Source organism: Pedobacter suwonensis, assembly GCF_007833675.1.
Classification (GTDB): domain Bacteria; phylum Bacteroidota; class Bacteroidia; order Sphingobacteriales; family Sphingobacteriaceae; genus Pedobacter; species Pedobacter suwonensis.
Window position 1 is genome coordinate 2,711,736 of record NZ_CP031708.1, and the last position, 14,325, is coordinate 2,726,060.

A 14,325-nucleotide genomic window follows, 5' to 3' on the forward strand; every position below is an offset into this window, starting at 1 on the left:
ATGAAAAATAGTATAAAAGTTTTCGCTCCGGCAACTGTTGCAAACGTAGTTTGTGGCTTCGATGTACTGGGTTTTGCCGTAAACGAACCTGGTGACGAAGTTGAAATGCGATTTACCGATACACCAGGTGTGGTGATCAAACAAATAACCGGCGATGAAGGACGTTTACCCTTAGACGCAGAAAAAAATACCGTAAGCGCCAGTGTTCAGCATTATCTAAAACACATCAATCGTTTAGATGTAGGCGTAGAAATTGAATTGCATAAAAAAATGCCTATTGGCAGTGGCTTAGGTTCAAGCTCTGCCAGTACTGTTGCCGGTTTATTTGCCATCAACAAATTAATGGGCGATTTACTAACGGTTAAGGAACTGGTTCCTTTTGCCATGAAAGGCGAGGAACTGGCCTGCGGTTATGGTCATGCCGACAATGTTGCACCGGCTTTACTAGGTGGTTTTGTACTGGTAAGAAGTTATGAACCCTTAGATGTAATCTCATTACCCACTCCTGCAGGCATGTATGCTGCAATTGTTTACCCGGAGGTTGATGTACCCACTAAAGATGCCCGTCAGATGATTCGCAGTAAGGTAGCATTAAGCGATGCCGTTAAGCAATGGGGAAATGTTGCAGGTTTAGTGAGCGGGCTATTTATGAATGATTTTGACCTGATTGGAAGAAGTATGCAGGATGTTCTGGTAGAACCGGTACGTTCGATCCTGATTCCTGGTTTTGAGGAAATGAGAAAACTGGCAACAGAGAACGGCGCAATTGGATTTGGGATTTCAGGTTCCGGACCATCCGTTTTCGCCTTAACCAAAGATGAAGAAACGGCCAGAAAAATTACCAAATTGCAACAACAACATTTACATAAAATAAATATCAATAGCAAAGCTTTTGTTTCTCCGGTGAATGCCGAAGGACCTAGCGTAATTTAAAGAAGGTGTAAGGTAAAAGGCATAGGGCGTAGGGTTATACTCGGCGCCATTAACCCTAAACCTTACACCCCAAACCCTACACCTTAAAATGAAACTATACTCAACCAATAATAAAGATTTACGTGTCTCTTTCAAAGAAGCCGTTTTTAACAGCATGCCACAGGATAAGGGCTTATATATGCCTGTTGAAATTCCACAGCTCGATACCGAATTCGTTCAAAATATTGAGCAATATTCTTTACCTGAAATTGCTTATCAGGTAGTTTCTACGCTATTAAAAGAGGAGATTCCGGCTGAAGATTTAAAAGCACTAATTAACGATGCCATTAATTTTGATGCACCAGCAGTTCAATTAGATGATAAAACCTTTGTTTTAGAACTCTTCCATGGTCCATCGTTAGCGTTTAAAGATTTTGGCGCCCGTTTTATGAGCCGTGTAATGGCTTACTTTTTAAAAGATGGGGAGCAGTTGCTGGATGTTCTGGTTGCTACTTCGGGTGATACCGGTGGTGCAGTGGCACTAGGCTTTTTAGGTGTGCCTAATACCAGGGTAACGATCCTTTATCCGGAAGGGAAAGTGAGCCCGATACAGGAATTACAGTTAACTACCAACGGCGAAAATATCAGAGCTGTTGAGGTAAAAGGAACATTTGATGATTGCCAGGCTTTGGTAAAACAGGCTTTTGCTGATCGTGAACTGAATGCGAAATTCAGGTTGACTTCTGCAAATTCGATCAATATCTCGCGATTGATTCCACAAACATTTTATTATTTTAACACTTACGCCCAACTTAAAAAGCAAGGTTTTGAGGATGTGATATTTTCTGTTCCGAGTGGGAATTTTGGAAATATTGGCGCAGGCTTACTAGCTTATAAACTTGGATTACCAGTTAAACAGTTTATTGCCGCTACAAATGTTAATGACACAGTACCGCGCTTTTTAGAAAGTGGTGTTTATGAAACCAGGCCATCAACCCAAACCTATTCCAATGCCATGGATGTTGGTGCGCCTAGCAATTGGGTCCGCATTATGGATCTTTTTGATCAGGATGTGGAAGCGGTAAAAAAAATGGTTACTTCTTACCGTTTCACTGATGATGAAACACTGGAGGGTATTAAAGAAATAGATAAAAATTTAAATTACGTAGCCTGTCCACATACCGCAATTGCATATTTAGCTATTGAAAAATACAGAAATGAAAACCCTGCAGATAACAGTGCGGCTGTTTTCTTATCAACGGCGCATGCCTGTAAATTCCCCGATATTTTCCCAGCGGAGATCGCAGCTAAAATTGAAATCCCGGTGCAAGTAAAGGCGTTAGAAAGCAAACCTAAACATGCAGATCAGTTAGGGATAGATTTTGAAGGATTTAAAGAATATTTGCTTAAAGGATAATAGGGATTGGTCGAGATTGTAGACTTAGAAGGATAAATTGACCAGATTTCAATCTGGAGAACCATAGGTCCGGATTGCAAATCCGGACCATCTTGAAAATATTCATTTAATTAACAGAAGCGAAAGCTGTAGAAGTAATGCTAACGTTATTAAATGTCGCGCTTCCTGAACTGGTGGTAATCGCCTGTCCATTAAATCTAAAAGTGCGTGAGCCTGGGGCCGAAGTGTAAATAATAACCGTATAGGTACCGGCGGTCAATGGCCCATATGAACTTCCGCCCGGACCAAAATAAGCACTAACAGGCGTAGGACCGTAGAGGTAAATAGATCCGTTATCACTGGTTCCGTTACTTAAATTTAAGCCAATGCTAAAAAATTTTCTGACGTTAATTTCTGCCTTGGTATTTTGCAAAGGTAATACAGCCAGTACTGTACAAAACAGCAATAATTGAATAAGCTTTTTCATAAGAATTGTTTTAATGTAGATTTATATCGGTTAGTTATATAAAAATAGAAATTTAAACGTTAAGCCGGAAGATATTTGTAAAAATAAATAGTCATAGCATTACATTAGTTAATACAACCCCTAACTAAATTAAAAATTTCTTTAGAAATTAATCTAAGTAGATTACAAGTCTGAAGAACTATAGGTCCAGATTGCAAATCCGGACCAGCATCCAACGAAGTTAGTCGGGATTTGCAATCCCGACTTTTGGCCTAAGGATTTATAATCCTTATTATTAGTTAAAACTCATAAAATATGGCTTTCAAATACACCGTTACTGATCAAAGCGACATCTACTTCATTACAACAACAGTAGTGGGATGAATTGATGCGTTTACAAGAAAAGAACTCGCCGAAGTAATAATTGAAAGCCTTAGGTATTGCCAATCAGAAAAAGGATTGATTATTTATGCGTGGTGTTTAATGCCAAGCCATTTACATATGATTGTTAGCGCTAAAGAAACTTACAAACTTTCGGACATTATCAGGGACTTTAAAAAATTCACTTCTAAAAAGATTATAAAAACGATTCAAGAAATTAATGAAAGTAGAGAATGGCTCTTAGATAAGTTTTCATTTGCTGCGCGGATCAATATGAAAAACAAAGAATATAAATTTTGGCAGGATGGTTTCCATCCTATTGCTTTATATTCCAATGAATTTAAAGATCAAAAATTGGATTACATCCATAATAACCCCATTGAATCGGGAATTGTTTCAGAAGCAGAACATTACAACTATAGTTCGGCTATAAACTATGCTGGTGGTTTAGGCCTGCTGGAAGTTGTTTATTTATGATTAGATATTAATTAACCAGATTATAAATCTGGGATACAATCGGTCCGGATTACAAATCCGGACCAACTAAATTACTTAGCACCCTGCGATTTTAGCATTTTTAACTCATGCCTTAATGCCTCGATCTGTTGCTGTTGCTCCTTGATGCTGGCTACCAAAAGCGGAACTAAACTTTCATAATCTACCTTGGTGATGGTAGCACTTTTAAAAGCATTTTTTCCTGCACTGTAATCTTTGGACTGCACCGAAACAATATTTGGAACGGCTGCCTTTGCATCAGCTCCAACAAAACCATATTGAGGTCTGGCAGATAGTTTTAACTTCTCGGCCCAGGTTTTATCATAATTAAAACTTACTGGCTCCAGCTTGGTAACCTGGCTTAAGGCATTTTCTACAGGTTTAACATTATTCTGCACGACTTCTTGTGCACTGATTTTTAAAGAGGCAGCGATTAAAAGCACTGCAAATGAAATTGCTCGTTTCATATCTATTAATTATTTTGAAATTTTTGAAATAGAAAATTGTTTCTGTTTTTTCGAAACAGGAAATAAATCTAAAAAGATGTATTAAATGGATGGAGGCGGTGTTAAAACCTCTGGAAAGTATGCCAGTTGGAAAGCATGATCAGGTATGATCACCTTTTTCGAAGTCTGAAATGGGAAGTACAAGGTTCCGTTAAATGAAATTTCCTGTACCGCAAACTCACTTTCTGTTTTCTTTTCTTCCTTTTCTGGAGCGTCATCATTTATAGATAGAAGCTCAACCTGATGATCTGAATAGCTTAAATACGAAACCACATGACTCACTTTTAAGAAAAAGGCAAGCGCCATGCAGACAATCAATATATATCTAAGACTACCTGATTTCATTGTTACAAATATAGATGCTATTAAATTAAAACAATAATTTAAACTTAATGTTCTGTGTAATTTTCAAATGTAGCAATAGGCTAACAGCATTATGGCAGCCGCGAAGTCTTCTCGCGCCGAAACTTAGGTTAGTTAATTTGCTGTAAATTTCAGTTCAGCCAGTTTTGAGCTTGCCGACGTGTCGAAATGCCTACAACAATTTACAGTGTTTTTTTGATAAGCTACCATTGACAGAATTCACTAATTAGGTCGTCATTCCCGCGTAGGCGGGAATCTTAATGCAACGATTTTAGATTCCCAATCAAGTTGGGAATGACGATCACTCCTGGAGATAATGAAAACTTTAAATCTATCTGTCACTCCTACTGATTTTATACCATAAATATTCCTCAAGGATGAAAATTCTGTATTTAGCACACAGCTTGTTTTTTACTAAAAAATAGCCTTTGCAATTTGTTTGGTCTGTTCAGGGCGGCCCATGGTATAAAAGTGTAATACCGGAGCACCGAAATCAATCAGTTCTTTACATTGTTTGATCATGGCCTCAGTACCAATTTCTTTGGCTTCGTTGTTGTTTTTAGCATGTGATAGCGCATCGGTTAACTCATCAGGCAAATCAATATGGAATATTTTAGGCAATACATTTAACTGTGATAAGGTACTGATAGGCTTCAAACCCGGTATAATCGGAATATTGATATCGTTTTCCCTGCATTTCTTTACGAAATCAAAATACTTCTGGTTATCAAAGAACATCTGGGTAACAATAAACTCCGCTCCCGCTTCGACTTTCTTTTTCAGGTATTTAAAATCGGTATTCATATTGGGTGCTTCGAAGTGTTTTTCCGGATAACCTGCCACGCCGATACAAAAATCGCTCTTAAAGGTTTCTACATCTTCATGCAGGAATTTACCTTCGTTATGGTTCTTAATATGCTCAATTAAATCTGTAGCATAACAGTGTCCACCGGGAGTTGGCACAAAATTCCCGTCTGCCTTACGCGCATCGCCACGCAAAGCCAACACGTTATCAATTCCCAAAAACTGAAGATCAATCAGTGCATTTTCGGTTTCTTCTTTGGTAAATCCACCGCAAATGAGGTGTGGAACGGCATCAACCTTATATTTATGGATGATGGCCGCACAAATGGCAATGGTACCCGGGCGTTTACGGTAAGATACCTTTTGTAGCAAACCATTAGCCTGCTCTTTATAAATATAATCCTCACGCAGTGAAGTTACATCAATAAAAGGCGGATTAAACTCCAGCAAAGGCTCTATCGCATCATAGATCCATTGGATGCTTTGCCCTTTGATAGGCGGCAATAATTCAAAAGAGAACAGGGTTTTACCCTTTGCGTTTTTTATATGGTCTGTAATCTTCATACCTTGTTAATTGTCATGCTGAATGCTAATGAAGCATCTCATACATAATGGCAGTTTCTATTTTTTAACTGCAAGTTATCTTCATACTTCGCTTAAAGATCCTTCGTTGCGCTCAGGATGAAAAAAGTGAAGTGTTAATAAGCTAAATTCGGACTTAACCATCGCTCTACTTCTTCAACCGGCATATTTTTTCTGATGGCGTAATCTTCTATCTGGTCTTTGGTGATTTTTCCTAATCCAAAATATCTTGACTCTGGATGTGCAAAGTAAAACCCACTTACTGCAGCAGTTGGATACATGGCATAACTTTCAGTCAGACGTAGGCCAATTTTATTTTCAGCATCAAGCAATTCGAACAGGGTTCCTTTTTCGGTGTGTTCAGGACAGGCAGGATAACCTGGCGCCGGACGGATACCTGCGTATTCTTCTTTAATCAATTCCTGGTTACTTAAGTTTTCATCCTGCGCGTAACCCCAAAATTCTTTTCGTACCCGTTCATGCATGCGCTCGGCAAAGGCCTCTGCCAAACGGTCGGCCAGTGCTTTGGCCATAATGCTGTTGTAATCATCGTAATTAGACTCGAACTCATTCACCAGTTCATCAATCCCGATCCCCGCAGTTACGGCAAAACCACCAAAATAATCCTGAATTCCGCTTTCTTTTGGTGCAATAAAATCCGATAAAGCATAATATGGCTGCCCATCTACTTTTTCAGCCTGTTGGCGAAGGGTGTGGATTTTGACTAGTTTGGAGTTTAGAGTTTGGGGTTTGGATTCTCCCAACTCAGCACTCTCAACTCTCAACTCGATGTCGTCTCCTACCGCGTTTGCCGGCCAAAAACCAATCACAGCCCTTGCGGTTAATAATTTCTCGTCGAGGATGCGTTTTAACAGAACCTGTGCGTCATCAAACAGTTTCTTTGCTTCATCGCCGACATTTTTATCGTCGAAAATTTTAGGATAACTACCACGGAGCTCCCATGTATGGAAAAAAGGTGTCCAATCGATGTATGGAACCAATTCTTCCAGGGGATAATTATCGAAAACCCTGGTACCTGTAAATTCCGGAACCGGTAAATCGGGCTGAAAATCAATCTTAAATTTATTTGCTCGTGCTTCTTCTAAAGTTTTAAAGCGTTTATCTGAACGTTTATTTAAATGCGCTTCGCGTGCTTTATCATACTCCGCTTTGATGCCGGCGATATACTCATCTCTCGTTTCCGGATTCATCAAGGTACTGCAAACGGTAACACTTCTTGAAGCATCTAATACATGGATAGCTGGCCCTGAATAATTCGGCGCTACTTTTACTGCTGCGTGGATGCGTGAAGTGGTTGCGCCACCAATGATCAACGGGATGGTGAACCCCTCTCTTTCCATTTCTTTGGCAAAGTGAACCATTTCGTCCAGCGAAGGCGTAATCAAACCACTTAAACCAATAATATCAGCATTTATTTCTTTGGCTTTTTTGATGATATCCTGTGCCGGGACCATCACGCCCATATCAATAATTTCGAAGTTGTTACAGGCCAGTACCACGCCTACAATATTTTTACCGATATCGTGTACATCTCCTTTTACGGTGGCCATCAATACTTTTCCGGCCGAAGAATTCTGGTTCTGATCAGGATTGTTCAATTTTTCCTGCTCAATAAAAGGTAACAGGTAGGCCACTGCTTTTTTCATTACCCGGGCCGATTTTACCACCTGAGGCAAAAACATCTTTCCGGCACCAAATAAATCTCCCACAATATTCATCCCATCCATCAATGGCCCTTCAATAACCTGGATCGGACGGTCGTATTTCTGCCGGGCTTCTTCTACATCATCATCCAGGTATTCTACAATACCCTTAACCAGGGCATGTGATAATCTTTCTTCAACTGAACCTTTTCGCCAGCCTTCATCTTTAACTACTTCTTTACCTTTGGTTTTTACGGTATCGGCATATTCGACCAGGCGTTCGGTTGCATCTTCCCTGCGGTTTAACAGTACATCTTCTACCCTTTCTAACAATTCTGGTGGAATTTCCTGGTAAACCTCCAGCATACCGGCATTTACAATACCCATATCTAAACCTGCGCGGATGGCATGATAAAGGAAAGCCGAGTGCATGGCTTCTCTTACCACATTATTTCCCCTGAAAGAAAACGAAATATTAGAAACCCCTCCGCTTACCTTGGCGTAAGGCAGATTTTCTTTGATCCAACGGGTGGCATTGATAAAATCGACTGCATAATTATTATGTTCCTCCAGCCCGGTTGCCACAGTTAAAATATTAGGATCGAAGATGATATCTTCCGGCGAAAAACCAATTTCGTTTACCAGGATATCGTAACTGCGTTTACAGATTTCGATCCGGCGTTCATAATTATCGGCCTGCCCATGCTCATCAAATGCCATTACCACTACCGCTGCACCATATTGCATAATTTTACGGGCGCTTTCACGGAATTTATCTTCGCCTTCTTTTAAAGAAATGGAGTTAACAATCCCTTTCCCCTGCAGGCATTTTAAACCATTTTCAATCACCGACCATTTTGATGAATCGACCATAATCGGCAGTTTGGCGATATCTGGCTCTGAAGCAATGAGGTTCAGGAATTTGGTCATGGCGGCTTCCGAATCCAGCATTCCTTCGTCCATATTCACATCAATTATCTGTGCACCACCTTCAACCTGTTGCAAGGCAACGGCCAATGCAGCTTCATAATCGCCACCCAAAATCAGTTTAGAGAATTTTGGAGATCCGGTAATATTGGTACGCTCTCCAATGTTCACAAAAATGCTTTCTGGTGTAATGGTTACAGGCTCCAGCCCGCTTAAGCGCATGTATTGCGGAAGTTTCGGTAATTTTCTGGGTTTGGCTTTTCGTGCATTTTTAGCAATACAGCCAATATGCGCTGGTGTAGTACCGCAGCAGCCGCCAACAATATTTACAAAACCCGAGGCAATAAAATCATCAACCAGATGGGCCGTTTCGTGCGGTTGCTCATCGTAAGCACCAAATTCGTTGGGTAAACCTGCGTTTGGATAAGCTGAAACATAGCAGCCTGCCTTTGTAGCCAGCTCTTCAATATGCGGACGCATCTCTTTTGCACCCAAAGCGCAGTTAAAACCAATACTTAGCGGTTTTGCGTGCATTACAGAGTTTAAAAAAGCTTCGGCAGTTTGCCCGGAAAGTGTTCGTCCGGAAGCATCAGTAATGGTACCAGAAATCATGATTTCCAATTTACGCCCTATTACCTCTTCATATTTTTTAATGGCTACAATAGCCACTTTAGCATTTAAAGTATCAAAAATGGTTTCAATCAACAATACATCCGAACCACCATCTACCAAACCCCGCACCTGCTCATAATAAGCTTTTTCCAGCTCATCAAAATAAACCGCCCTAAAACCAGGATCGTTTACATTTGGCGACATGGAAAGGGTACGGTTTGTTGGGCCGATAGCACCGGCCACGAAACATTTACGATCAGGATTTGCTGCCATAAATTCATTTACAGCTTCTTTTGCCACCCTTGCACCTTCAAAACTCATTTCGTACGAAAGGTCTTCCATCTGATAATCAGCCATGGAAATGCGCTGTGTACTAAACGTATTGGTTTCGATAATATCGGCGCCGGACGCCAGGTACTCCAGGTGTATCGTTTTGATGATATCCGGACGCGTGATATTGAGCAAATCGTTATTGCCTTTCACGTCACAAGGATGGTTTTTAAATCGCTCTCCCCTGAAATCTTCTTCGCTTAAGTTATATCGCTGAATCATGGTACCCATTGCACCATCAATCACCAAAATACGTTTCTCTAATTCTTCTCTTATACCCATTTGTTGTTGTAAGATTTGAGATATGAGAGATTAGATATGAGAATGGATTAGACGTAATGTCTAAAATCTCAAATCTATTGTCTCAAGTCTCTAAAAGGCTTATTGAAAAAGTTGGTACGTGAATCGTAATCCTAAACTTATCTGTTTCCGCTATTTGCAGAATAGAATTTAGCACCTTGTAGGTTACAGGTTGCTAAGACTTCGTTGGGTCTAATCCCTCCGTCTTTCTTAATAAGCATACAAAAATGCAACAAAGCATGATCAATTCCAAAAATTATCGCTTTGCTGCCAAATAAAATTACAAAGGCCATGCAATTCTGCACGGCCTTAAGAATATTGTTTTGTTTTTGAGATTAGCTGTTTACTTTTCTTCCATATTTTTTATTATACCAAATTCCCATATAGCTCATCCAAATCCCACTGCCTGAACTTACTACAAAGACATTATCTGTTATAAAAATGGTAATCAGCATCTGAATACATACGCCAACTAACAGAAAGCCGGTAATCGCTAAAAACTTATCCATTATCTTCTGCTACCGAAAATGCGGAGTAAGAACAAGAAAATATTTAGAAAATCAAGATATAAGCGTAATGCTGCAACAATCGCCATTTTTTTTGATTCTACCTGAAGTACTTCTTCTCCACTTGCTTCAATACCTTGGCCAATCTGTTTAATTTTCTGAACATCGTATGCAGTTAATGCGGTAAAGATGGCAATACCGATAAATGCCATAAATAAACTAAACTGTTCGCTTTGAATAAACATATTCACCAAGCTTGCAATAACTAATCCGATTACCCCTACCATTAAAATAGGGCCGAATTTGCTCAAATCAATATTGGTGGTATAGCCCATAAAAGCCATAATACCGAAAATACCTGCGGCACCTGCGAAGCAGCTTACCACTGAGCCAGAGGTATAAGCCAGTAAAATAAAGCTTAAGCTTACTCCAGTTAGTACTGAATATAAAACAAAAACACCTACAAGCGCAGGATACGAAAGTTTACTTAAACCAAAACTCATTAATAAAACAAGTCCAAGTGGTGCGAACATGGCAATGTACCCGAAAATCGACATACCAACTTTACCGGTAGATGGATTAACGGTTAGCAGGTATTGCATAAACTGCTCATTTGTTCCAAATAAATAGGCCGCTACTGTTGATAAACTCAATGCCACAAACATCCATAAGAAAACATTGGCGAAGAATTTTTTAGAAACAGATCCTTCCTGAACGAAAACACTGTTGTTTTGATATTGATAATTTTGTTGTTCCATTTTAATTTTTGTATGTTAAATGATATAAAAATAAACATTTAGTTCAATCTTTTTGTCAGCAGTTCTTCAACTTTTTTAAAGAACTGTAAAGGTTTTAAGGTACGCCATGGCAGATTGTCAAACGCACCGCCAAAGTTAATGTAATAATCAATGCTGTTATCACGGAATTCGCTAATTACATGTTCCTGAAAATTCACCCCAACAATCCAGCCATCTTCTACTTCCTGAAACCATTCTTCATAATAACTATCGTCTGAAGCATGAAAATTCAGTACATTTTCACCTATCAGGATAAATTTATTTAGTCCTTCATCCATCATCATCTCCAAAATATCGCGTTTTAGCAACATAATGTCGTTATTAATGGCATCGTTCCACTCGCCTATAAACTCTATAATGGCATAACTGCGGTCATAGTCGGCATACAAAACCTTCATATATAAGGTATTAGAGCCAAACTCATCCCATTGCGGGTGTAGCAAAAAGTTATAGATCTGCTTATCAAAGTAAAGTTCTGAATACTCGGTGTTATAAAATGGCGAACGCTCATCTTCTGCCGAAATATAATCATCTCTCCACTGGTAATAAGGCTCAATTTCGTGCATACTTTTTTTAATTATTGAAAGGATTGAGTTTTGAATGAGTAAATGTTAAGATCATTTCTACATCACAGCACTTTTTCATTCAATCATTCCATCCTTCTCTCATTTTTTAGTGCCCTGCTTCTACAGCTTTACGTACACTTCCATAACGGCTTAACAGTTCAGCGGCTTCATCATAACCAATGTTCAGTTCATTGGCCACCATTTGTGTACCGCGGTCTACCAGTTTATGATTGGTTAACTGCATATCGACCATTTTATTGCCAACCACGCGGCCCAACTGAACCATCACCGTAGTGCTTAGCATATTTAATACCATTTTTTGCGCTGTACCGGATTTCATGCGCGTAGAGCCGGTAATAAATTCAGGGCCAACAACTACTTCAACCGGGAAATCCGAAGCTGCGGCAATAGGTCCGCCGGTATTACAAACAATGCAACCTGTTAAGACTCCATGTTCTCGAGCTATTTTTAATCCGCCCACTACATAGGGCGTGGTACCTGATGCTGCGAGGCCAACCAGACAATCTTTTTCATTAATATCAAATTCCTGAAGATCTTTCCAGGCTTGCTCCGCGTCATCTTCAGCAAATTCTACCGCTTTCCTAATCGCAGTATCTCCACCGGCAATAATTCCTACAACCCAATCAAATGGCACACCGTAAGTAGGCGGGCATTCTGAAGCATCTACTACACCTAAGCGACCGCTTGTTCCTGCACCTATATAAAAAAGACGCCCACCTTTTTTCATCCGCCCGGCCACTGCCGACGTTAACTTTTCAATCTGAGGCAAAGATTTCTCAACTGCAAATGCTACAGTTTTATCTTCATTATTAATGCCCTGCAAAACCTCTAATACCGACATCTGATCGATGTGTTTATAGTTAGACTCTTGCTCGGTAACTCTGTTCATAAATTTAATTTTGATAAAATTCGGTAAATTCTTTCTAAAAACTAGGTTAAAAATCTAAAAAATATCTGCCATAAATTTCAGCCAACCGCGGCAGGTATTATTTAATGCTAAATATTATAAACAAAAGACATGAAAATACAGTTAAAAAATATATCAACCCGCTAATTTTCATAAATTTGCAGTGACGCCAATGAAAAAAAATACCAGGAACAACATACTAATCGCTTTAAGCTATTCTATAATCTTAATAGCAGGCATGTTTTTGGGCATAAAATTCATTAAAGACCAAGGTTTTGGCGTTAAAAAAAGTCCGCAGCTAGCTGAAAACAGCGACGAAAAACTAAACGAAATCTTACACATCATCAATGGTAATTATGTTGATGACATCAATACGGATTCGCTTCAGAACTTACCTATCGATAGCGTTCTGCACCAGCTCGACCCACATAGTGTTTACCTGCCACCAACCGATGCACAGGATATGACCGATAACCTGGAAGGAAATTTTGAAGGGGTAGGCATAGAATATTATATGCTTAACGATACCATGATGGTTACAGGGGTGGTGAAGGACGGACCGGCATATCAGGCAGGAATTAAACTGGGCGATAAGATTTTGAGTATTGATACTGCTATAGTAAGCGGACGAAACCTGCCTAAAGATCAACTTACCGGTCGTTTTAAAGGTAAATCCGGAACTGGTGTAAGCGTAGTGCTCTTACACCCGGGCGCATCACAGAGCAACCGCATTATGGTTACCCGTGGTAAGGTAAACATCAGCAGTATTGATGCTGCTTACATGATTAACAACGAAACCGGTTATGTTCGGATCAGTAAATTTGGCGCAAATACGGATAATGATTTTGCTGCTGCAGCCAATAACCTGAAAGCAAAGGGGATGAAAAAACTCATTCTTGACCTGCGCGACAACGGAGGTGGCTATTTTACGGCAGCAACTGGCCTGGCCGATCAGTTTCTGGGAGAAAATAAGCTCATTGTATACACCCAGGGTAAGCATGAGCCTCGGACTGATTACTTTTCTACCGGCACCGGGTCTTTTCAAAATGGCAAACTGGCTGTTTTGATTAATGAAAATACGGCTTCAGCGAGCGAAATTGTTGCCGGAGCTATCCAAGACCTGGGCCGTGGGATTATTGTTGGCCGCCGCTCTTTTGGCAAAGGTTTGGTACAAGAACAATTTGCTTTTGGCGATGGCTCTGCATTGAACTTAACCATCGCAAGATATTACACCCCTTCTGGCAGAAGTATCCAAAAATCATACAAGAAAGGCTATGATGCTTATAAACATGAGTTGGACGAACGGATGATGGATGGAGAACTTACCGGAGACCGCACTTCTTTTCAGGATTCTATTGAGAAAACGGAAGGGGTAATTCAACACAATAGAAAAGTTAAACCTGTTGGCGGCATCCAACCAGACGTATTCGTAAAATTAGACACTACCGGCTATAATAAGTTTTACACTGGTTTAGTGAACAAAAAAGTGCTTTCTGATTATGTATTTAATGTACTGACTAATAGGTACAGTGCCAGCTTTGTAGAACAGAACATCAACATCTTTACCATAAACGATAATGACTTCAAAGATTTTATCGGATTTCTGCAACGCAAAAACATAACGATAGACCGGTTTCAATTGTACAATTCAAAGAATGTGATCTTAAATGATCTTAAAGCTTTACTTTGCCGCTATTATTTAGGCGATGTGGGCTATTATAAAGCTGTAAACCAGAATGACAATGCGGTAAGGCAGGCGCTCCTCAACCTTCAATAGCCATATTTTATAT

12 protein-coding genes and 1 riboswitch are annotated in these 14,325 nt (G+C 39.8%); of the genes, 4 read left to right on the forward strand and 8 right to left on the reverse strand.

Annotated elements, in window-relative coordinates; translation table 11 throughout:
• Entirely contained in the window at positions 1-933 is a 933-nt protein-coding gene (locus DV942_RS11005; protein ID WP_090984422.1) for a homoserine kinase, read from the forward strand.
• An 88-nt stretch (positions 934-1,021) separates the two neighbouring features.
• Positions 1,022-2,329 carry a threonine synthase gene (thrC, locus tag DV942_RS11010; RefSeq protein WP_145857483.1) on the forward strand — a complete coding sequence of 436 codons (1,308 nt, stop codon included), beginning with the start codon at positions 1,022-1,024 and terminating at the stop codon, positions 2,327-2,329.
• A 106-nt stretch (positions 2,330-2,435) separates the two neighbouring features.
• Here the strand turns inward: thrC and DV942_RS11015 are convergent, their stop codons facing one another.
• On the reverse strand, positions 2,436-2,795 hold the full coding sequence (locus tag DV942_RS11015) for a hypothetical protein (RefSeq protein WP_090984427.1): 360 nt from the start codon (positions 2,793-2,795) through the stop codon (positions 2,436-2,438).
• A 402-nt stretch (positions 2,796-3,197) separates the two neighbouring features.
• Here DV942_RS11015 and DV942_RS11020 point away from each other — a divergent pair, with 402 nt between their 5' ends.
• Positions 3,198-3,632 (forward strand): REP-associated tyrosine transposase, encoded by a 435-nt coding sequence (locus DV942_RS11020; RefSeq protein ID WP_244950889.1) that lies wholly within the window; start codon positions 3,198-3,200, stop codon positions 3,630-3,632.
• A 71-nt stretch (positions 3,633-3,703) separates the two neighbouring features.
• Here DV942_RS11020 and DV942_RS11025 read toward each other — a convergent pair whose 3' ends face one another.
• The 7 genes from DV942_RS11025 to murQ all read right to left on the reverse strand — a co-directional run bounded on the left by DV942_RS11025 (position 3,704) and on the right by murQ (position 12,517).
• Positions 3,704-4,117 carry a tail fiber domain-containing protein gene (locus DV942_RS11025; RefSeq protein WP_145857485.1) on the reverse strand — a complete coding sequence of 138 codons (414 nt, stop codon included), beginning with the start codon at positions 4,115-4,117 and terminating at the stop codon, positions 3,704-3,706.
• A gap of 81 nt (positions 4,118-4,198) precedes the next feature.
• Positions 4,199-4,462: a hypothetical protein gene (locus DV942_RS11030; protein ID WP_145857487.1), complete on the reverse strand. Its 264-nt coding sequence runs from the start codon at positions 4,460-4,462 to the stop codon at positions 4,199-4,201.
• A 471-nt stretch (positions 4,463-4,933) separates the two neighbouring features.
• Positions 4,934-5,887: a methylenetetrahydrofolate reductase [NAD(P)H] gene (metF, locus tag DV942_RS11035; protein WP_145857489.1), complete on the reverse strand. Its 954-nt coding sequence runs from the start codon at positions 5,885-5,887 to the stop codon at positions 4,934-4,936.
• Between the two features lie 134 nt (positions 5,888-6,021).
• Positions 6,022-9,720, reverse strand: a complete 3,699-nt coding sequence (metH, locus tag DV942_RS11040) for a methionine synthase (RefSeq protein WP_145857491.1) — start codon at positions 9,718-9,720, stop codon at positions 6,022-6,024.
• A 134-nt stretch (positions 9,721-9,854) separates the two neighbouring features.
• Positions 9,855-9,958, reverse strand: a riboswitch (SAM riboswitch).
• A 288-nt stretch (positions 9,959-10,246) separates the two neighbouring features.
• On the reverse strand, positions 10,247-11,002 hold the full coding sequence (locus DV942_RS11045) for a Bax inhibitor-1/YccA family protein (RefSeq protein WP_145857493.1): 756 nt from the start codon (positions 11,000-11,002) through the stop codon (positions 10,247-10,249).
• 38 nt (positions 11,003-11,040) lie between these two features.
• Complete coding sequence (locus DV942_RS11050; protein WP_090984443.1) at positions 11,041-11,607, reverse strand: hypothetical protein; 567 nt, start codon at positions 11,605-11,607, stop codon at positions 11,041-11,043.
• A gap of 106 nt (positions 11,608-11,713) precedes the next feature.
• Positions 11,714-12,517, reverse strand: a complete 804-nt coding sequence (gene murQ / locus DV942_RS11055; protein ID WP_145857495.1) for an N-acetylmuramic acid 6-phosphate etherase — start codon at positions 12,515-12,517, stop codon at positions 11,714-11,716.
• 190 nt (positions 12,518-12,707) lie between these two features.
• Between murQ and DV942_RS11060 the strand changes: the two genes are divergently transcribed.
• Positions 12,708-14,312 carry a S41 family peptidase gene (locus tag DV942_RS11060; RefSeq protein ID WP_145857497.1) on the forward strand — a complete coding sequence of 535 codons (1,605 nt, stop codon included), beginning with the start codon at positions 12,708-12,710 and terminating at the stop codon, positions 14,310-14,312.
• The last annotated feature ends 13 nt before the right edge of the window (positions 14,313-14,325 follow it).